The organism is Roseiarcus sp. (assembly GCF_052145395.1).
In the GTDB taxonomy this organism is placed as follows: domain Bacteria; phylum Pseudomonadota; class Alphaproteobacteria; order Rhizobiales; family Beijerinckiaceae; genus Roseiarcus.
In genome coordinates this window covers 1-18425 of record NZ_JBKQOT010000783.1, presented here as the reverse complement: position 1 = coordinate 18425, position 18425 = coordinate 1, and the positions used below count along the sequence as shown (strand labels likewise).

At 64.7% G+C, this 18425-nt stretch carries 19 protein-coding genes and 1 pseudogene; 9 read left to right on the top strand and 11 right to left on the bottom strand.

From position 1 onward, the window contains the following. Nucleotides 1-43: 43 nt before the first annotated feature. The 7 genes from phoU to ACLP25_RS27015 form a co-directional block, all read right to left on the bottom strand. Nucleotides 44-766, bottom strand: coding sequence for a phosphate signaling complex protein PhoU (gene phoU, locus ACLP25_RS27045; RefSeq protein WP_442472196.1), 723 nt, complete (start codon nucleotides 764-766; stop codon nucleotides 44-46). Between the two features lie 13 nt (nucleotides 767-779). Then, the gene (gene pstB / locus ACLP25_RS27040) at nucleotides 780-1583 is read right to left on the bottom strand and encodes a phosphate ABC transporter ATP-binding protein PstB (protein ID WP_442472195.1); all 804 of its coding nucleotides are present in this window, start codon (nucleotides 1581-1583) and stop codon (nucleotides 780-782) included. A 17-nt stretch (nucleotides 1584-1600) separates the two neighbouring features. After that, a complete protein-coding gene (pstA, locus tag ACLP25_RS27035) occupies nucleotides 1601-2443 on the bottom strand; it encodes a phosphate ABC transporter permease PstA (protein WP_442472194.1) in 843 nt (280 codons plus the stop codon). A 4-nt stretch (nucleotides 2444-2447) separates the two neighbouring features. Further along, the gene (gene pstC / locus ACLP25_RS27030) at nucleotides 2448-3437 is read right to left on the bottom strand and encodes a phosphate ABC transporter permease subunit PstC (protein WP_442472193.1); all 990 of its coding nucleotides are present in this window, start codon (nucleotides 3435-3437) and stop codon (nucleotides 2448-2450) included. Nucleotides 3438-3525: 88 nt separating this feature from the next. Beyond that, nucleotides 3526-4542, bottom strand: coding sequence for a phosphate ABC transporter substrate-binding protein PstS (gene pstS, locus ACLP25_RS27025; RefSeq protein ID WP_442472199.1), 1017 nt, complete (start codon nucleotides 4540-4542; stop codon nucleotides 3526-3528). A gap of 251 nt (nucleotides 4543-4793) precedes the next feature. Continuing rightward, a complete protein-coding gene (locus ACLP25_RS27020) occupies nucleotides 4794-5870 on the bottom strand; it encodes an ATP-binding protein (RefSeq protein WP_442472192.1) in 1077 nt (358 codons plus the stop codon). Nucleotides 5871-5882: 12 nt separating this feature from the next. Then, the gene (locus ACLP25_RS27015; RefSeq protein ID WP_442472191.1) at nucleotides 5883-6950 is read right to left on the bottom strand and encodes a UPF0104 family protein; all 1068 of its coding nucleotides are present in this window, start codon (nucleotides 6948-6950) and stop codon (nucleotides 5883-5885) included. Between the two features lie 128 nt (nucleotides 6951-7078). Here ACLP25_RS27015 and ACLP25_RS27010 point away from each other — a divergent pair, with 128 nt between their 5' ends. The 3 genes from ACLP25_RS27010 to ACLP25_RS27000 all read left to right on the top strand — a co-directional run bounded on the left by ACLP25_RS27010 (nucleotide 7079) and on the right by ACLP25_RS27000 (nucleotide 9683). After that, nucleotides 7079-8191: a Gfo/Idh/MocA family protein gene (locus ACLP25_RS27010; RefSeq protein ID WP_442472190.1), complete on the top strand. Its 1113-nt coding sequence runs from the start codon at nucleotides 7079-7081 to the stop codon at nucleotides 8189-8191. Nucleotides 8192-8889: 698 nt separating this feature from the next. Next, nucleotides 8890-9246: an HdeA/HdeB family chaperone gene (locus ACLP25_RS27005; protein ID WP_442472189.1), complete on the top strand. Its 357-nt coding sequence runs from the start codon at nucleotides 8890-8892 to the stop codon at nucleotides 9244-9246. A 53-nt stretch (nucleotides 9247-9299) separates the two neighbouring features. Next, the gene (locus ACLP25_RS27000; protein ID WP_442472188.1) at nucleotides 9300-9683 is read left to right on the top strand and encodes an HdeA/HdeB family chaperone; all 384 of its coding nucleotides are present in this window, start codon (nucleotides 9300-9302) and stop codon (nucleotides 9681-9683) included. A gap of 147 nt (nucleotides 9684-9830) precedes the next feature. Here the strand turns inward: ACLP25_RS27000 and ACLP25_RS26995 are convergent, their stop codons facing one another. Both ACLP25_RS26995 and ACLP25_RS26990 read right to left on the bottom strand, forming a co-directional pair. Beyond that, nucleotides 9831-10232: a DUF1398 domain-containing protein gene (locus tag ACLP25_RS26995; RefSeq protein WP_442472198.1), complete on the bottom strand. Its 402-nt coding sequence runs from the start codon at nucleotides 10230-10232 to the stop codon at nucleotides 9831-9833. Between the two features lie 270 nt (nucleotides 10233-10502). Continuing rightward, a pseudogene (locus tag ACLP25_RS26990) lies at nucleotides 10503-10592 on the bottom strand (MarR family transcriptional regulator); the annotation flags it as partial. Nucleotides 10593-10983: 391 nt separating this feature from the next. On the opposite strand from ACLP25_RS26990, the gene ACLP25_RS26985 reads away from it, so the two are divergent. After that, nucleotides 10984-12066, top strand: a complete 1083-nt coding sequence (locus ACLP25_RS26985) for a zinc-binding dehydrogenase (RefSeq protein ID WP_442472187.1) — start codon at nucleotides 10984-10986, stop codon at nucleotides 12064-12066. Nucleotides 12067-12123: 57 nt separating this feature from the next. Here ACLP25_RS26985 and ACLP25_RS26980 read toward each other — a convergent pair whose 3' ends face one another. After that, nucleotides 12124-13152 (bottom strand): SIS domain-containing protein, encoded by a 1029-nt coding sequence (locus tag ACLP25_RS26980; protein ID WP_442472186.1) that lies wholly within the window; start codon nucleotides 13150-13152, stop codon nucleotides 12124-12126. Next, nucleotides 13149-13919, bottom strand: coding sequence for a GntR family transcriptional regulator (locus tag ACLP25_RS26975; protein ID WP_442472185.1), 771 nt, complete (start codon nucleotides 13917-13919; stop codon nucleotides 13149-13151). The genes ACLP25_RS26980 and ACLP25_RS26975 overlap by 4 nt, the downstream gene beginning before the upstream one ends. A gap of 100 nt (nucleotides 13920-14019) precedes the next feature. Between ACLP25_RS26975 and ACLP25_RS26970 the strand changes: the two genes are divergently transcribed. From ACLP25_RS26970 to ACLP25_RS26950, 5 genes are all read left to right on the top strand, one after another. Beyond that, nucleotides 14020-14940 carry an N-acetylmuramic acid 6-phosphate etherase gene (locus ACLP25_RS26970; protein WP_442472184.1) on the top strand — a complete coding sequence of 307 codons (921 nt, stop codon included), beginning with the start codon at nucleotides 14020-14022 and terminating at the stop codon, nucleotides 14938-14940. A gap of 31 nt (nucleotides 14941-14971) precedes the next feature. Further along, nucleotides 14972-16210, top strand: coding sequence for an ABC transporter substrate-binding protein (locus tag ACLP25_RS26965; RefSeq protein ID WP_442472197.1), 1239 nt, complete (start codon nucleotides 14972-14974; stop codon nucleotides 16208-16210). 126 nt (nucleotides 16211-16336) lie between these two features. Further along, nucleotides 16337-17287 (top strand): carbohydrate ABC transporter permease, encoded by a 951-nt coding sequence (locus ACLP25_RS26960; RefSeq protein WP_442472183.1) that lies wholly within the window; start codon nucleotides 16337-16339, stop codon nucleotides 17285-17287. Between the two features lie 8 nt (nucleotides 17288-17295). After that, nucleotides 17296-18126 carry a carbohydrate ABC transporter permease gene (locus ACLP25_RS26955; protein WP_442472182.1) on the top strand — a complete coding sequence of 277 codons (831 nt, stop codon included), beginning with the start codon at nucleotides 17296-17298 and terminating at the stop codon, nucleotides 18124-18126. 10 nt (nucleotides 18127-18136) lie between these two features. Continuing rightward, a partial coding sequence (locus ACLP25_RS26950) for an ATP-binding cassette domain-containing protein (RefSeq protein ID WP_442472181.1) occupies nucleotides 18137-18425 on the top strand: 289 nt, incomplete at its 3' end.

Sequence of the window (18425 nt, the reverse complement as noted above, 5' to 3'; positions counted from 1 at the left end):
GCCGACGCCGCATTGATACGGCCGTTCTCCCTGGGCGCCTGATTCATGCGTCGCCCCCGGCGGCCTCGACGTCGATGTCGGTCTCCTGCCGTCCGCGCGGACGGTCGGAGGGCATCGCCTCGCCGGTGACCAGATAGACGACCGTCTCGGCGATGTTGGTGGCGTGGTCGCCAATCCGCTCGATGTTTTTGGAGCAGAACAGGAGATGGGCGCAAAACGAGATGTTGCGGGGATCCTCCATCATGTGGGTGAGGAGATCCCGGAACACCGAGTCCTCGAGCGCGTCGAGGTCGACGTCGCGCTCCCAGACCTCCCGCGCCCGCTCGGCGTCGCGCTGCGCATAGGCGTCGAGGACATCCTTCATAAGCTCGGTGGCGACCTCGTTCATGTGCCGGAGGCCAACGATGGCGCGCGGAACCCGGGATTCTGCGCCGATCTTGATCGTGCGCTTGGCGATGTTCTTGGCGAGATCGCCAACCCGTTCGAGGTCGCCGGCGACGCGGATGGCGCCGATCAGCTCGCGCAGATCGATGGCCACGGGCTGCCGGCGGGCGATCGTCATCACCGCGAGGTCTTCGACCTCGCGCTGCAGCGCGTCGAGGCGCGGATCGGCGGCGACGACCTGATGCGCGAGCACCGTGTCGCCGTTGGCCAGCGCGTCCACGGCGTCGATCACCATCTTCTCGGCGATGCCGCCCATTTCGGCGATCAGCCGCTCGAGCGTGTCGAGGTCTCTGTCGTAGGATTTGACGGTATGTTCGACCACGGCGTTCGCTCCCTCAGCCGAACCGGCCGGTAACGTAATCCTGAGTGCGCTTGTCGCGCGGCGAGGTGAAGACGGCGTTGGTCTCGTTGAACTCGACCATCTCGCCCAGATACATGAAGGCCGTGTAGTGCGAAACGCGCGCGGCCTGCTGCATGTTGTGGGTAACGATGGCGATCGTGTACTCTCCGGACAGTTCGTCCAGCAGTTCCTCGATCTTGGCGGTGGAAATCGGATCGAGCGCCGAGGTCGGCTCGTCGAACAGGATCACTTCCGGAGCGATCGCGACGGTTCGAGCGATGCAGAGGCGCTGCTGCTGTCCGCCGGAGAGGCTGAGGCCGTTGGCGTTCAGTTTGTCTTTGACTTCGCCCCAGAGCGCAGTCCGCTTGAGCGACGATTCGACGCGCGCGTCCATCTCGGACTTGGGAAGCTTTTCGTACAGGCGGACCCCGAAGGCGATGTTGTCGTAGATCGTCATCGGAAACGGCGTCGGCTTCTGGAACACCATGCCGACGCGCGAGCGCAGAAGGTTAAGATCGAGGTCTTTCGCCAGAATGTTTTCACCGTCGAGCAGAACCTCGCCTTCCGCCCGCTGGCCGGGATAGAGGTCGTACATGCGGTTCAGCACGCGCAGAAGCGTGGACTTGCCGCAGCCCGAAGGACCGATGAATGCCGTCACCTGGCCCTCATAAAGGGACAGGGTGACGTCTTTGAGCGCCTTCGACTGGCCGTAGAAGAAGTCGAGACCGCGGATGACGACCTTGTCTTTGGACGCGCTCGGCGCCTTGGCGGGCCTCGGGGCGCTGGTTTCGTTGCTCATGAGCGAAAACCTTTGATTTACTTTTGTTGTGTCTGCGCGGAGAGCGCACGGGCCGTGATGCTGAGAGCAAGCACCGCGAAGGTGAGGATGAGCGCGCCCGTCCATGCGAGCTTCTGCTGCTCGGCGTAAGGGCTTCGAGCGAACTCGTAGATGATCAGCGGAAGGCTTGACATCGGTCCGCGCGGATCGAGGGTAAAGAGCGAATTGCCGAGCGCGGTAAAGATCAACGGCGCCGTCTCGCCCGTCATTCGGGCGATCGCCAGAAGGATCCCGGTGATGATGCCGGAGCGCACCGCCTTATAAGCGATATGACGGATGACGAGGGACCGCGGCATTCCCAACGCCGAGGCCGCTTCGCGCAGCGTATCAGGCACAAGATTGAGCATGTCCTCGGTGGTGCGCACCATGATCGGCGCGCCGAGAACCGCCAGCGCGACGCCGCCGGCGAGGGCGGAGAAGTGCCCGACAGGCACGACGAGCAGCTCGTAGATGAAGAGGCCGACCACGATCGACGGCGCGCTGAGCAGAATGTCGTTGATGAAGCGCACTACAACGGCAAGGCGATCGCTGCGCCCGTATTCGGCCAGGTAGGTTCCCGCCAGAATGCCGAGCGGCGCGCCGATTGCGAGGCCGATCGCCGTCGTGATGATACTGCCGACGATCGAGTTCAGGAGGCCGCCGACTACTCCGGGCGGGGCGGTGTTCTTGGTGAAGACGTCCAGCGACAGTCCGCCGAAACCATTCCACAGCAACGTAGCCAGGATGATCACCAGCATGCTGAGGCCGAGGGCCGTCGCCCCGTAGGCGAGAGTCGTCCAGATCGCGTTGCTGCGCTTGCGCCCGGAATAGAGGTCCGCCATCGGCTTAAGCCTTCAACTCGAGGCGCGCCAGCATCCAGCGCGCGGCCGCAAGAACGATGAACGTGATGACAAACAGGATGAAGCCGAGCGCCAGCAGCGACGAGGTAAAAAGCCCTGGGTCCGCATCGGCGAACTGGTTGGCGATCATAGCCGAGATGGTCGTGCCCTGAGCGAGGATCGACGACTGGATTTTGGTCGCGTTGCCGATGACGAAGGTGACAGCCAGCGTCTCGCCGAGCGCGCGGCCCAGGGCTAGCATCACGCCGCCGATCACGCCCACCCGCGTGTAGGGGAAGACAATGTTGCCGACAACTTCGAAGGTCGTCGCGCCAACCCCGTACGCCGCCTCCTTCAATACGGTTGGAACGGTATCGAACACGTCACGCGACACGGCGGTGATGAAGGGCAAAATCATCAACGCGAGGACAAGCCCCGCGGTGAGCACGCCGTAGCCAAACGGCGGTCCTTGGAAGAGAAAGCCGATCCCGGGGACATTGCCGAGCGTGTTGATAAGGAACGGCTGGATGTAGGACTGCATCACCGGACGGAAGTAGTAGACGCCCCAGATGCCGTAGATGATGGAGGGAATGCCGGCGAGCAACTCAATGGCGACGCCGATTGGCCGCCGCAACGAGATCCAGCACAATTCGGTGAGGAAGACCGCGATGCCCAGACCGACCGGGACCGCGATCAGCATCGCAATCAGCGATGTAACGAGCGTTCCGTAGATCGCGGTCGCAGCCCCGAATTGCTCTTTCGGCGGGCTCCAGGCATCGGAGAAGAAGAAATTGATCCCGAACTCGCGGAAAGCGGGCCATGCGCCGACGAACAGCGAAATCGCGACCCCTAGAAGAAGGATGAGCACGATCAGCGCTGAGGCCAGCGTCATCAGGCGAAACCCGCTGTCGGAGAATTTCAGCCGCGAGAGCGCGCGAGCGCGATCCATGGTCGAACTGTGGGCGGCGCTGGCGCCGGACATCGCGGTTGCCGACATGTCGGTTTTCAACTTTCCTGGAGGCTTAACGGTACGCATAGACCCGGGAGCCCGGGCGGACGGCTCGCCGCCGCCCGCCCGCGCCTCGTCAATTCTGCTTGATTTCCTTCGCCCAATAGGCTTCGACGAGCTTGACGACGTTATCGGGCATCGGGATGTAGTCGAGGTCCTCAGCCATCTTGTCGCCCTTCTCATACGCCCACTTGAAAAATGCGAGCCCATCGTTCGAGGCGGCAACGTTAGCCGGGCTCTTATACATCAGGATGAAAGTCGCGGCGGTCATCGGCCAAGACTTGTCGCCGGGCTGATTGGCGAGAATCTGATAGAAGTCGGGCGCATTGGCCCAGTCGGCGTTCGCCGCGGCGGCCTGGAAGGCTTCGAGCGTCGGCTCGACGACCTTGCCGGCCTTGTTCACCATCGACGCATGGGTGAGCTTGTTCTGCTTGGCATAGGCGTATTCGACGTAGCCGATCGCGCCTTTGGTGGTGGCGACGTTGTTGGCGACGCCGTCGTTGCCTTTGGCGCCGATACCGCCAGGCCAGTCGACCGTGGTGGCGACGCCGACCTTCGACTTCCAGTCCGGGGAGACTTCGCCGAGATAGTAGGTGAAGTTGAACGTCGTGCCTGAGCCGTCCGCGCGGTGGATCGGAACGATCGGCAGGTTCGGTAGGTCGAGCTTCGGATTAAGGGCCTTCAGCGCCGGATCGTTCCAGCTCGTGATCTTGCCGAGATAGATGTTCGCAAGCGTCGGGCCGTCGATGTGGAAATCACCCGGCTTCACGCCCTCGAGATTGACGACCGCCACGATGCCGCCCATCACCATCGGCCACTGGGCGAGGCCGTCCTTCGACAGTTCTTCGGGCTTCAGCGGCGCGTCGGTGGCGCCGAATGTGACCGTCTTGGCGCGGATCTGCTTGATGCCGGCGCCCGAGCCGATCGACTGATAGTTCAGGCCGTTGCCGGTGTCTTTCTTATAGGAGTCCGCCCACTTGGCGTAGATTGGGAAGGGGAAAGTCGCACCGGCACCGGAGATGTCAGCGGCCGAAGCCATGCTGACGCCGACGGCGAGCGCGGCCGCGGTGAGGATGGATTTCATGAACATAATTGGCTCTCCGAGAGACCCGACAGGTCAGGCCGCGGGCGTCCCCCCGCGGATGAGCGGCGAGCGAGCGCCGCGCCCCACCCTTACGCCGCCAACCGCAGTCTTATATGACGCCTCGGACATCGTTTTGTGACAGCGTAAGGCATTGTCTTAGAGAATTTTTATTGCGCCTTGAGGAGCGGTCGCGGCCGAGATGACGACATTTGGACAAGCGTGGGCCAGCTTGCCGCGCCGTTTCGGACAGCGCGTCGCAGCTACTTCCGTTTGGCGTGCAGAGGCACGCTGGCGACAAATGTCGAGCCATGATTGATGCGGCTCGTGATGCTCAACTTGCCGCGGTGACGGGTCAGGATATGCTTGACGATGGCGAGGCCGAGGCCAGTGCCGTTGCGCGCCCGGCTCTGGGTCGCATCGACGCGGTAAAACCGCTCCGTCAGTCGCGGCAGGTGTTCGGGGGCAATGCCGTGACCGTAATCGCGCACGGTCAGAGTCGCCTCCTTCTCGGTGGTCGCGACGGCGACCTCCACGAGCCCGGCGTCGGCGTCCGGCCGCACCCCGTACTTGATGGCGTTTTCGATCAGGTTCTCGGCGACGCGCAGGAGTTCGTCCCGGTCGCCCTTCACCAGGATAGGTTCGGGGGCGCTGAACCGGATTTCCGCGCCGAGTTCCTCAGCCATCGCGGACAGGGAGTCGACGACGCTGCGGACCGTTTGAGCGAGATCGACCACCGTCTCCGGCCTCACGTGCTGCTTCTGTTCGATCCGCGACAGAGACAGCAGGTCCTCGATGAGCCTCGCCATCCGCCGGCCCTGATCGCGCATGATGGCGAGGAACCGGTCGCGCGCCTTGGCGTCGTCTCGCGCCGACCCCTGCAGGGTCTCGATGAATCCGAGGAGCGAAGCGAGCGGCGTGCGCAACTCGTGGCTGGCGTTGGCGATGAAATCCACGCGCAGACGCTCGACCCGCCGGATTTCCGTAAGGTCGCGCAGCGTGACCAGCACAGCCTCGACCTCACCGCGCGTCGACAGCGGCGCGACGCAGACTTCGAACAGCCGCTCGACGGGAACCCGCTCGACCCACTGCACCGTCTCGGATTCCCCGCTGGCCATCACACGGCGATAGGCGTCGACGACGTCGGGGGCTCGCAAGGCCAGGACGAGCGGATCGCCGAGCTTGAGAACGGACAGGACATTCATCGCCGGTTCGTTGGCGACCGCGACGCGGCCGTCGGCGCCGACGATCAGCGCCGCGTCCGGCATCGCCGCGATGAGCTGCACCGCGAACGGCGATCGGATCAGGTCGCCGAGTCGACTGGCCTCCGCCTCGGTCATCGTCGGCCCCGCTTATTCATCGGACGCAGCCGCCATGGCTTCACGGATCGAACGCCACCGTCGCACCGCCTCGACGCCGCCGAGCAGCGCCATCGCGGCGATGAAAGGCACAATGTAATAGATGCCGCGAAACAGGAGGAGCGCGGCCAGCAGCGCGTCGACATCGCCGCCGACAGCCTGGAGAATGGTCGCCTCGAACACGCCGAGTCCTCCGGGCGAATGGCTGGCGATGCCGAGCATCGCGGCGAAGGAATAGAGCGTGGCGAAGGTCGGAAAACCGATCGTCGCGTCCTTGGGCAGCAAGACGTAGAGCGCGGCCGAGGCGGAGCAGACGTCGATCACGCCGAGCGCCATCTGGCCCAGGGTCAGCATCGGACCAGGCAGCTTGAAGTTTCCAACGACTGGCGCGCCGCGCCAGCGCAGGACGCCGACCCAGCCGAGATACAGAATAAGTAGGGCGATCGCCGAAAGCCCAATCAGCTGGTTCGCCAACGCGTTGAAATGATTGATCTCGGCGACCGCGTCGGAGGTGAAGATGAAGCCGACGCCGACGATCAGGCCCATCCCGAGCCAGAAGGTTATTCCGGCCACGATCGTCAGGCTGGCGATATTTCCGGCGGTGAGTCCGGCAGGCGAATAGAGCCAATAGCGGACGGCGCCGCCTGTCACGAGCGGGAAGCCAAGGGTGAACGAGACCGCGTAGCTGGCGAACGACGCGAGAGCCGTCAGCCAATAGGGCACCCGGACATGCAGATGGCGGAGCGCCAGCCCGTCGTAACCCGTCAGCGCCAGATAGCTCAGCGCGGTGAAGGCGAAGGACAGCAGGATCTGATCGCCGCCCGTCGACGCGAACGCCGCCTTGAACTTGACGATGTCGATGCGCATCAGCGTGCGCGCGAAGATCGTCAGGGAAATGGCGATGATCAGCGCGCTCGTCGCGAGCCCGAGCCGCCTGAGCGTCTTGCGACGACGCCGGAAGGCCGCGACGAGCCGCACGGCGAGGCTGGGCGGTTCCGGGGAAGGCGGCGCGCTCTCCGGCGCCCAGTTCTCGGCCGGGCGTCGTTCCTGCACCTGAGCCATGCCCTGTTCCTTTAAGCCCGGCGCCGCCTATAGGGCCTGCGCCGGCCCGGCGCAAGCGCCAGACCACAGGCAAATTCAGCGCAATAGCGCGCCCCTCGCGATGGTCCTGTCGGCGTCGAGCGGCTACCATGCGCCAGGACCAGAGGAAGGAGGCCCCAGTGAGCGACCCTAAGCGCCAGCGCGTTCTCGTCGTCGGACTCGGGACCATGGGAACGAGCCACGCCCGCGCCTATCGGACGATCGACGGGTTCGAGCTCGTTGGCTTATGCACCCGCAACGCTGCGAAGCGCCGCGACCTCGACGAGGAATTTGGGGGCGTTCCCCGCTTCGACGACCTCGGCGAGGCGCTCGCCCAGCTGAAGCCCGACGCGGTCGCGATCGCCGCCTACACCGAGCATCACGCTCCGATGGCCCTCGAGGCGCTCGAGGCCGGCGCGCATGTCTTTTGCGAAAAGCCGCTCGCCGACACGCTCGAGGCGGCCGAGAAGGTGGTCGCCGCGGCGAAGGCGGCGAAGAGAGCGCTGCTCGTCGGCTACATTTTGCGCGTCCACCCGTCCTGGACCCGTTTCGTCGAGATCGGCCGTACGCTCGGCAAGCCGCTGGTGATGCGGATGAACCTCAACCAGCAGTCGTCCGGCTCGTTCTGGGAGGTGCACAAGGCCCTGATGAAGTCGACCTCGCCGATCGTCGACTGCGGCGTCCACTATGTCGACGTCATGTGCCAGGTCACGCGGGCCAAGCCGGTTCTCGTGCATGCGGTCGGCGCAAGGCTCAGCGACGAGATCGCCCCCACCATGGTCAACTACGGCCACCTGCACATCGTCTTCGACGACGGCTCGGTCGGCTGGTACGAGGCGGGCTGGGGCCCGATGATGAGCGAGACCGCCTTCTTCGTGAAGGACATGATCGGGCCGAAGGGCTGTGTCTCGATCGTCGCCAAGGAGGCCGCGGGCGCGGCCGTGAAATCGTCCGACCACGACGCCCATACCCGCACCAACGCGCTCCGCATCCATCACGCCGCGCTCGACGCCGAGGGCCGCTTTGTCGCGCCCGACACGATTGAGTCGACCGAGGACGAGCCGGGCCACCAGGAGCTTTGCGAGCGGGAGCAGCGGCTGTTCCTGCGGGCGATCCGGGGCGAAGTCGACCTCGCGGACCACTGGGCCGACGCGATCAACTCGCTGCGCATCGTGTTCGCGGCGGACGAGAGCATGAGGACCGGGCAGGTGGTGAGGCTGTAGAGGCCGCCTTTCCAGGCAGGGACGGTCCGGGCGGCTTCTTGGGGAGAGGCGCTCGCGGTCTTGGCAGGGCAGCAGCGATTCCAAGGGGTTGTGCGCCAAAGCCTGTCACTTTTCGCGCCGGCGTCAGCGGGCGGGTCGGGGGTCAGGCAAGCGCGATGTGATCGCATGTCACTATCAGGCAGTGACAAGTACAGTTTCTCCACCTGTCGAGTTATGATTGGTTTAATTCAATCTTTCTTAAGTGTAACTTCTGTTATAACGCCAGAGTTATTTATTGTCATGATTGCAACACTGGCAAAAATACCTGTCTCGATGCAATCGTAATCTAACATAAGTGCGCAGAAGGTAGAAATATACCAGGCTGCGGCCACACCGAATGCCGGCGCAACGGTATCGGATGACCCGCTTCGGGCTTGGCCCCGGTTGGCCAGGACTTGGCGCTCAACGTCGGCGTTAGGCCGAGAAACGCCGACCTGTGTCGCGGAAAGAGACGTCGCGCCCCGACCCGTCATTGCCGTGCGCAATGGCTTCCTCGGTTTGTCGCCCGAGCACTTTTCGCGTAAGGGGGCGGTCCGACCGGAATTCCCCGGAGTCCACTCCATCGGGCCGGGCGGGCGATTTGCGCGCTTCAAGCGGCGCTGTTCGCGTTGAAACAGAGTCGACGGGCGCAATCGCCCAAGACTCGAAGGAGCTCAAGGATGAAATTCGTAATTCCGCTTTTCGCGGCCATGCTTTGCACCGGCGCGGCTGAAGCCCAGACCGACCTCTCCGCCTACGCCGACGCCAACGGCAACCTCGACGTCCAGAAGCTGACCTGCAAACAGCTGGCCGGGACATGGCAGGAAGACGCCGACTTCCTGACCGTCTGGTACAGCGGCTGGTACAACGGCCTCGCGGACTACAGCAAGATGAAGGTCGATCGCGCCAAAGAGCTGGAGCATCGGGTCATCGTCTATTGCAAGGCCAATCCGGAAAAGAAAGTGATTTCCGCGATGGACATCAATATCAAGCAGATGCGCAAGGAAGCCGGCATCAGGGTGGACGACGAGAAATGACCTGACGCGTGCGCTGCATCGAACAGGAATTCATTGAATTGGAAAGAGAAGACATGCTCACCTCAAAAATCGCTTGTGCAAAGCCTGCTTCTTCGCTTTGGCGCGTCGCCCTCGTCGCCTGCTCGTATTTTGTCGCCTCGGCGTCAGCGTCCCAGGCCCAGGTCGAGTTGAAGACCTATGCCGACGAAAAAGGCTATATCAATGTCAAGGCATTGACGTGCGCGCAACTCGCCAACACGTTTCAGGAGGACGCCAATTTCCTCGGGACCTGGTACAGCGGATGGTTCAACGGCCACTTGAAGCGGCACTCGATCAACGTCGCGCGCACCAAGCAAGGCATCCACGAGGTCATCGAATATTGCAAGGTCAATCCCGACAAGAAGGTTGTCGAGGCGGTCGAGGACTATGTGAAGAAGGTGCAGGCGAGCGGCCAGTAGGCCAAAGCCCTGAAACGATTTACCTCCCCCGTTAAGCGGGGGAGGACGACTGTCGCTGGAAACGCCGGGGTTGGTGTGAGCATTGCATGCCCGCGTCCGGCGCGACAACGCCGGCATTAGCTGGAGCGCACCGCACGCTGCGGCCGATCATTGCGGGAAGCGCTCGACGTGGGTCTCCGCGGTACGGCCGAAATAGAGCGCCCGGCGGCCCGAGAACGAGACGATGTAGCCCGCGCAGCCCGCGGCCATGACCTTCCTGCAGAAGCCGAGATAGGTGTATCCGGGGACGAGTTGCTGCGCTTCCTTGATCGCAGCCTGGACGGCCGGCGGATCGAAATCGGGCGCGACCGGAGCCTCGGGGCGATGCGTCGGCAGGACGATGCTGTCGCCGTCGGGCAGGTAATATGTCGCGGTCGCTCGACGGAAGTCGATGGCGTAGCCTTCGAAGCCTGCCTGCATCAAGGCTCCTACGATTTGCGGGAAGGTCATGCTGTTGTCTTCCGCGCCGTGAAGGCAGCGCTCGGCAACTTTAATCACTCGATCATCCATTGGGTTTCTCCGGGTTTGAACCTGAACAGCGTCAGTCGATGGGCGCGGCGGTGAGACCCACAGCCGCGCGGCGGTCATCTTGAGAACGCGAAACAGCGCGCGCCGTTCGTCGGACGAGAGATGGGCGAAGCATTCGGCTTCATTGGCGTCGGCCAGTGCGGCGAGTTCGGGCACGAACCTCGCGCCTTTGGTTGTCAGCCGAAGGGTCTGCGCACGGCCATCTTCAGGGTCGGATTCGCGGATCATCAGGTCCTTTGCGATCAGGCGGTCGGCAAGCTTCGTGATCGCGCCGCGCGTCAGGCCCATCTCCTCGGCGACGTGGCTCGGAGGTGCAGGCTCGCGCCCATAGAGCACCCGCATCACCCCCCACTCTGCGACTGTCACATCCTTGGAGGCGAGCTTGCGGGCGAAGCCGTGCGACACGTGGTTCGACACCTGGCGCAACCAGTAGCCAAGATGGTCGGTAAGTTCGGGAACGGATTGCGGCACGACCTTGGTCCAGTATGATTGACTAGGAAACTATCCAATCTAATTTCCAAGTCAACTACATTTTCAAAGGTTCTCCGCGAAGTTAGAGGCGCGCCTGACTGACTCGGTTACCCGGAAGGTGCGCTCGAGCCCTGCTGAGACCAGCGTCAAGAGCCGGCAGGATCGCCTCCGCCAGATGGGGGCGCGTCGCGTTGTCGAACGGATTTCCGGTTGCGGCGAGGGCGATCATCGGCGTGAATGCGTTGTGAGCGAGGAGGACCGCATGAGCGGGAGACACATGAAGGCCTGGCGCCTGAGCCGTCTTGGCGGCGCGCTCGATCTGAAAGAGGTCCCGGTCCCCGAGCCCCGTCCCGGCAGCGCGCTCGTCAAAATCGAGGCGTCTAGCCTCATGTCCTATCTGCGTCCCTATGTCGAAGGAAAGCTGCCCTTCTACAATCCGCCGCAGGGCGAGTTCACGATCGGGACGAATGGGATCGGCGTCGTCGAGGCGGTCGGCCGGGACGTCTGGCGCCTGAAGCCCGGTCAGCGCGTCGCGCTGTCCTCGCATTTCGTGGCGCGCGAGAACGTGGACGATCCGGAGCAGGTCTTGATCGGCCTGACCGCGGGGGCAGGCGCAGAAGCGATGCTCGCCGACTGGCCCGACGGAACGCTGGCCGAATACGCGCTCGTTCCCGTCGAGGCGGCGACCCCGCTCGAAGGGCTCGATGCGCGCGATGCAGCGGAGCTCGCCGTCCTCAGCCGTTTCGTCATTCCGTTCGGCGGCCTCCTGAGGGGGCGGCTGGCGCCGGGCGAGACGCTCGTCGTGACCGGCGCCAACGGCGCCTACGGAACGGCGGCCGTTCTCCTCGGCGCCGCGCTCGGCGCAGCGAAAATCATCGCCGCCGGACGGGACGAAAAGGCGCTCACGGCGGCGGCCCAAGCGGGAGGCCCGCGCGTCTCTTCTGTCACGTTGACCGGGGCGGCGGAAGCGGACGCTGGGCGCCTTCGCGCCGCAGCCGGCGGCGGCGCGCATATCGCGTTCGACATGGTCGGCAACGCCGCCGATCCCAACGCAACGCTCGCGGCGATGCTCAGCCTCCGCCGCGCCGGGCGTCTGGTGCTCATGGGCAGCATGACCGTTCCCCTGCCCGTTCCCTACACCGCCGTCATGCTGAACGACTGGGAGATTCTGGGCCAGTTCATGTATCCGCGCAGCGCTGCCCGCCGCCTCGTCGAACTCGTCCGCAGTGGGCTTCTCGACATGAGCCCCATCCGCCCGAGCGTTTTCCCAATCGCGGACCTTCCTCAAGCCATGGACGCCGCGGCGACCGCCGGAAATCTCGGCTGCGTCGTGATCAAGCCCTGAGCCCTTAAGCGGATCGCTTTGGAGCCTTCGCCACCTGCCCCGCGAGCGCGGGCGTTGTCACACCGTCCGCGTGACCTTCATCAGATGCGGCGGGTCGTCGGGGTTGCGGCCGCGGCGGCGGGAGGTCGCTTCGGCCAGACGATAGAAAGTGTGCAGCGCCGCAATCGGGGTGACCATCGGATGCCCGGCGTCGGGCGCGACCAGCGTCGGCCATTGGGCGTGGCGTTCGACATCGACGATTAGCGGCGCCGCGCCGAACGAAGCGAGCCGGTCCACCGTCTCGAAGAATCCGTCGCGCGCCGCGTCGCCGGGGGCGAAGCCCAGCACCGGAAAACCCGGCGTGACGACGCCCGCGGGCCCGTGCAGCACCTCGGCCGAGGAGAACGCTTCCGCGTGAATGGCCGAGGTTTCCTTGAGCTTGAGCGCCGCCTCCATGGCCACGGCGAAGGTCGCGCCTCGCCCGATGACGAAGAGCGAGGTCGTCGTGGCCAAGGCGTCCTCAATCGCCGGCGGCGCAGCGGCGTGCGTGGCGTCGAGAACCGTCGGCAAGGTCTCCAAAGCGGCCGCAAGTTCGGCGTCCTCGCTCCAGTCCGCGACCAGCGAGGCCCCCGCAACCAGCGAGGCGATCATCGACTTGGTCGCGGCAACCGAGCGCTCGACGCCGGCGTGCAGCGCCAGCAGCGCGTCGGCGTCAAGCGCCGCGGGCGAATTCTCGTCGTTGACCAGCGCAATCGCCGTCGCGCCCGCCGCCTTGGCCGAGTGCTGCATCGCGACGATGTCCGGGCTACGGCCGGACTGCGAAATGGTGATCGCGACCGCGCGCGAAAGCCGGAGCGGCGCGTGATAGAGCGAGGCGATCGAGGGCCCGAGCGAGGCGCAGGCGAGGCCGAGCTTCAGTTCGACGACGTGCTTGAGAAACAAGGCCGCGTGATCCGAGCTGCCGCGCGCGATAGTCGCGACGAAAGCCGGCTCGCCGGCGCGAAGCTCGGCCGCGAGTTTTTTCGTCGCGTCGCGGTTGGCGTCGAGCTGGCGGCGCAGGGCCTGCCCGGTTTCAGTAATCTCCGCCGCCATGAACGTCCCGGTCATCGTTGCGCTCCTTCGGCACGCTGCCGCGCGTTCGGCGGCAGGGTCAGTTCGGCCACAAAGTCGTAGGTGTCCGAGCGGTAGGTCGAGCGGGTGAACTCGACCCTTCGTCCGTCGGCGACATAGGCGACACGGTGGATGTCGAGCGCGGGCGAGCCCTCGGGGATGTCGAGCAGCGCCGCCTCGGGCGCGCCGATCACCACCGCCCTCAGCCGCTGAACCGCGCGCACGGGACGATAGCCTGAAGCCTCCAGGGCCGCGTAGAGCGAATCGCCGACCCGCTCGGCCTCGCCGAGAAAGCGCATCGGCACCGCGGCCCGCTCGATCGCCATCGGCACCCCGTCCGCGAGCCTCAGCCGGGACAGCCGGAAGACCGCCTCGCTCAACGCGATGTCGAGCATCATCGATTCTTCCGGCGTCGGCAAAAAGGCGCCGCGCTCGATGACTTTGGAGGAGGCGGCGAGACCCCTCAGCCGCATGTCCTCGGTGAAGCTTGTCAGCCGCGACAGCGGCTGCTCGACATGTGGCGGACTGCGGCGGACGAAGGTCCCTGCGCCATGGCGATGGACGAGCACGCCCTCTTCGATGAGCCCCGCAATCGCGCGCCGGAGCGTGGTGCGGGAAACCTCGAGCATCTGCGACAGCTCCCGCTCGCCCGGCAACAGGTCGGACTGGGCGAAGCGACCCGACGCGATTTCGCGCTTGAGGGCCGCGCTGACGCTCGCGAACAGGGGCTTGCGTTCAGCCCTGATCGCGCGAAGCTCCGTCATTCCCTCCTCCGTCCTCCACTAGACAAGAGGTATACCCTTGGCCCATAATGAAACACAAGAGGGCCTGAACTGGTCTACTTATTGGGCAAGGAGGAACTCGTTGGCGTCCGCGAACGCGCAAGCCTCACGAAACGCCGGCGAAATCCGGGCGCCGCTGCTCGATTCCCTGGTCGCAGGACAGATCCACGCCATCGATTGCGTGGCGAAAGAGCGCGCCGCGCTCGCCGGCGCAGCCCGCATGGTTGCGGCCGCCCTGCAAAGCGGCGGACGGCTTCTTTATCTCGGGGCAGGCTCGTCCGGGCTCCTCGCGACGCAGGACGGGCTTGAACTGCCCGGCACCTTCGGTCTCGATCCCGCGCGCGTCCGCTTCGTCACGCCGAACGGCGAGCGGTTTCTCGTCGACGGCGCCGGCGAAGACGACGAACGGGCGGCCGTCGAGGCGGTCGACGATCTCAAGCCCGGCCCGAATGACGCCGCCATCGCCGTCTCGGCCAGCGGATCCACGCCCTTCACCGTCGCCGGCGCGCGCCGCGTCAAGGCAGCCGGCGCGCGCCTCGTGGCCGTCGTCTGCCGGGCAGGCTCGCCGCTCGCCGCGATCGCCGACGCGGCCGCGGTGTTCGACATCGGTGCGGAGGCGGTGGAAGGCTCGACACGGCTTGCCGCCGGAACGGCGCAAAAGGCGGCGCTGGGCGTCCTCTCGACGCTCGCCGCCGCGGAAGTCGGTTGGGTCCATGACGGATTGATGGTCAACCTGCGAGCCGACAACGCCAAACTGCGAGCCCGCGCCGAGGGCATCGTCGCGCGGCTGGCCGCGGTCGGAGAGTCCGCGGCTGCCGCCGCCCTGGACGAGGCGCAAAACGACGTGCCCGTCGCGGTCGCCGCCGCGGCCGGCCGTCTCGATGCGGCGCGAGCGTATGCGCTTGTCGCAGAATGCGGCCGCGACCTTTCCCGGATTCTGGCGCGCCTCAGGGGCGCGGATGCGGATGTCAATTCGAGCGCGGGCATGAAGCCCGGCGAGTGAGGAGGGTAGGATGAAGACGGGTATCGCATGGATGCGCGGCGGCGTCGCTCTGGCCGCGTTGCTGACCGGGCTGGTCGCGGCCCAAGCCGGCTCGCTGAAGATCGAGAGCTGGCGCAACGACGACGCCGACATCTGGAACAACACGCTCATCCCCGCCTTCAACAAGCACTATCCCGACATCAAGGTCGAGTTCGCGCCCTTGGCGCCGGCCGACTACAACGCTGCGCTGAACGCCCGACTGGATGGCGGAGCGGCGGGCGATCTTATCACCTGCCGCCCCTTCGACGTCTCGCTCACGCAATTCAAGAAACATCAGCTCGACCCGCTGAACGATCTCAAGGGCATGGAGAACTTCTCGGACATAGCCAAGGCGGCTTGGTCCACCGACGACGGCAAGGTCACGTTCTGCGTGCCGATGGCCTCGGTCATCCATGGCTTCATGTACAACGAGGACGCCTTCAAGAAGATCGGCGCCCAGCCGCCGAAGACGATGGCGGAGTTCCACGACATCCTCGACATGCTGAAGAAGGACGGGACCTATACGCCGATCGACCTCGGCACCGCCGACCAGTGGGAAGCCGCGACCATGGGCTTCCAGAACATCGGACCCGACTACTGGAAGGGCGAGGCCGGGCGCCTCGCGCTGATCTCCGGCAAAGAGAAGTTCACCGACCCGCAGTATATCGCAGTGTTCAAGGAACTCGCCTCCTGGGCGCCTTACATGGGCAATGGCTTCCAGGCGCAAAAATATCCCGACAGCCAGAACCTGTTCTCGCTCGGCAAGGGCGCCATTTATCCGGCCGGATCGTGGGATATCACGACCTTCCGCGGTCAGGCGCAGTTCCCGATCGGCGCGTTTCCGCCGCCGCTGCCCGCAGGCGACGACGAGTGTTACATCTCCGACCACGTCGACATCGCCATGGGCGTGAATTCCGCCTCCAAGAACAAGGAGGACGCCCGGAAATTCCTCGAATGGCTCGCGACGCCGGAATTCGCCGAACTCTACGCCAACGCTCTGCCGGGCTTCTTCCCGCTCAGCAAGACGGCGGTCACGATCAAGGACCCGCTCGCGGCCGAAATGGTCGGCTGGCGCAAGGACTGCAAGTCGACGATCCGAAATTCCTACCAGATCCTGTCGCGCGGCGACCCGAACCTCGAGAACGAGCTCTGGAACGTCTCGGCCCAGGTGATCAACGGCACGCTGACGCCGGACGCCGCCGGCAAGCGCCTGCAGGACGGCCTCGACAAGTGGTATAAACCCGGGCGCTGATCCTCGAAGCGGGAGGGCGTCCTTCGCGGAAGCGGAGGACGCCCTTCGTTCCCGTCATCAATCCGCTTGACGGCGGCGTCGCAATCCAGCGACGTTAAGCCAATCTTTTCTCCCGCGAAAAGCACGATGGCCGAACCATTGTCCCAAGTCGTCGCGTCGATGCCGCGCGGGCGCTTCCTCGGGCTGTTGGCGTTGTTCCTCGGCCCTTCAGTCGCAATCTATACGCTCTTTTCCATCTATCCCCTGATCGCGACGATGGCGCTCTCGACTTATACGAGCGACGGCTCCGGGACGTACTCGTTCGTCGGCCTAGCCAATTTCGTCACGCTGCTCACCGACGCCGTCTGGTCGAAGCCGTTCTGGAACGCGGTCTGGAACAACCTCGTCTTCTTCGCGGTGCACATGGCGGTGCAGAACCCGATCGGCATCGCCCTCGCAGGGCTTCTCAGTCTCCCCGCGCTCCGGTTCAAGGGCCTCTACCGCACGGTCATCTTTTTGCCGACGATGCTTTCGGTGGTGATCGTCGGATTTTCCTGGAACCTGATCCTTTCGCCGCTCTGGGGCGTCGCGGAGGGCGCCTTGAAGGCGGTCGGCCTTGGGAGCTGGTTCGCCCCGTGGCTCGGACTGCCATCGACGGCGCTGGTGACGCTGGCGCTGATCTCGGTGTGGCAGTTCGTCGGGATCCCGATGATGCTGGTCTACGCGGCGCTGCTCAATATTCCCGATGAGCTCGTGGACGCCGCCCGCGTTGACGGCCTCGGCCAACTCCGCATCTTTTGGCACATCAAGCTGCCGCTGGTCCTGCCGACCATCGGCCTCGTATCGATCCTGACCTTCGTCGGCAATTTCAACGCCTTCGACCTCATCTATTCGGTCAAGGGCGCGCTCGCCGGGCCGAACTTCGCCTCCGACATCCTCGGCACCTTCTTCTACCGCACCTTCTTCGGAAACCAGTTGCAGGTGGGCAATCCGACGATGGGCGCGGCGGTGGCGACGGTGATGTTCTTCATCGTTCTGGTCGGCGTCTGCCTCTATCTCTTCATCGTCCAGCGCTGCATGCGGCGCTACTCGTTCTAGGGGGCCCGATGCTCAAGCAGCGCGCCGAGACGCTCGGCGTCCATATCATTCTGGTCGCCTACAGCCTGCTCGCGATCGGGCCTATCCTGCTCGTGGTGATGAACTCGTTCAAGACGCGCAAGGCGATCTTCGGCGCGCCGCTCGCGCCCCCCGACACGACCACATTCTCGCTGATCGGCTACTACAAGGTGTTCAACGCCTCGCATATCGTCACCTATTTCGCCAATTCGCTGATCGTCACCCTCGTCAGCATGGGGCTCGTGCTGTTGTTCGGCGCGATGGCCGCCTGGGCGCTGACCGAATACAAGTTCCGCGGCTCGACGGCGCTGGCGCTCTTTCTGTCGATCGGCATCATGGTGCCGATCCGGCTTGGCTCGGTCGCGATCCTGACCATGATGCGCAAGTCGGGCCTCAATGACACGCTGACCGCTCTGATCCTTGTCTATGTCGCGCAAGGGCTGCCGCTGTCGATCTTCATCCTAAGCGAATTCGTGCAGCAGATTCCGAAGGACCTGCGCGACGCTGCGCGCTGCGACGGGGTGCCGGAGACGCGGATCTTCTTCGAGGTGATCGCGCCGCTGCTGCGCCCCGCCATCGCCACGGTCGCCGTGTTCACCATCGTGCCGATCTGGAACGACCTGTGGTTCCCGCTGATCCTGACCTCGTCGGATTCGACCCACACCATCACCCTCGGCGTGCAGCAGTTCCTCGGCCAGTACATCACCGACTGGAACTCGGTGCTCGCGGCGCTGTCGATGGCGATCCTGCCGGTCGTCGCGATCTACGTGATCTTCTCCCGTCAGCTGATCAGCGGCCTCACCGCAGGCGCGGTCAAGTAGGGCCTTCGCCATGGCGAGACTGCACATTGACGCGCTCAACAAGAGCTACGGTGACGCCAAGGTTCTCATCGACATCAACCTCGGCATCGAGGACGGCGAGTTCGTCGTGCTGGTCGGTCCGTCCGGCTGCGGCAAATCGACGCTTCTGCGCATGATCGCCGGTCTCGACGCACCGACCTCGGGCGACATCGTCATCGCCGACCGCAAGGTGAACGCGCTCGCCCCGGCCGAGCGCAAAATCGCGATGGTGTTCCAGTCCTATGCGCTCTACCCGCACATGGACGTGCGCAAGAACATGA

What these genes read in the sequence shown, in the direction of transcription:
- ACLP25_RS27000 (WP_442472188.1), top strand. Translation starts at nt 9,300, where the DNA reads ATGCTCACCTCAAAAATCGCTTGTGCAAAGCCTGCTTCTTCGCTTTGG.
- pstB (WP_442472195.1), bottom strand. Translation starts at nt 1,583, where the DNA reads ATGAGCAACGAAACCAGCGCCCCGAGGCCCGCCAAGGCGCCGAGCGCG.
- ACLP25_RS26965 (WP_442472197.1), top strand. Translation starts at nt 14,972, where the DNA reads ATGCGCGGCGGCGTCGCTCTGGCCGCGTTGCTGACCGGGCTGGTCGCG.
- ACLP25_RS26975 (WP_442472185.1), bottom strand. Translation starts at nt 13,919, where the DNA reads ATGACGGAGCTTCGCGCGATCAGGGCTGAACGCAAGCCCCTGTTCGCG.
- ACLP25_RS27005 (WP_442472189.1), top strand. Translation starts at nt 8,890, where the DNA reads ATGAAATTCGTAATTCCGCTTTTCGCGGCCATGCTTTGCACCGGCGCG.
- ACLP25_RS26960 (WP_442472183.1), top strand. Translation starts at nt 16,337, where the DNA reads ATGGCCGAACCATTGTCCCAAGTCGTCGCGTCGATGCCGCGCGGGCGC.
- pstC (WP_442472193.1), bottom strand. Translation starts at nt 3,437, where the DNA reads ATGTCGGCAACCGCGATGTCCGGCGCCAGCGCCGCCCACAGTTCGACC.
- ACLP25_RS26955 (WP_442472182.1), top strand. Translation starts at nt 17,296, where the DNA reads ATGCTCAAGCAGCGCGCCGAGACGCTCGGCGTCCATATCATTCTGGTC.
- ACLP25_RS26980 (WP_442472186.1), bottom strand. Translation starts at nt 13,152, where the DNA reads ATGACCGGGACGTTCATGGCGGCGGAGATTACTGAAACCGGGCAGGCC.
- pstA (WP_442472194.1), bottom strand. Translation starts at nt 2,443, where the DNA reads ATGGCGGACCTCTATTCCGGGCGCAAGCGCAGCAACGCGATCTGGACG.
- ACLP25_RS27010 (WP_442472190.1), top strand. Translation starts at nt 7,079, where the DNA reads ATGCGCCAGGACCAGAGGAAGGAGGCCCCAGTGAGCGACCCTAAGCGC.
- ACLP25_RS27020 (WP_442472192.1), bottom strand. Translation starts at nt 5,870, where the DNA reads ATGACCGAGGCGGAGGCCAGTCGACTCGGCGACCTGATCCGATCGCCG.
- ACLP25_RS27015 (WP_442472191.1), bottom strand. Translation starts at nt 6,950, where the DNA reads ATGGCTCAGGTGCAGGAACGACGCCCGGCCGAGAACTGGGCGCCGGAG.
- ACLP25_RS26985 (WP_442472187.1), top strand. Translation starts at nt 10,984, where the DNA reads ATGAGCGGGAGACACATGAAGGCCTGGCGCCTGAGCCGTCTTGGCGGC.
- ACLP25_RS26995 (WP_442472198.1), bottom strand. Translation starts at nt 10,232, where the DNA reads ATGGATGATCGAGTGATTAAAGTTGCCGAGCGCTGCCTTCACGGCGCG.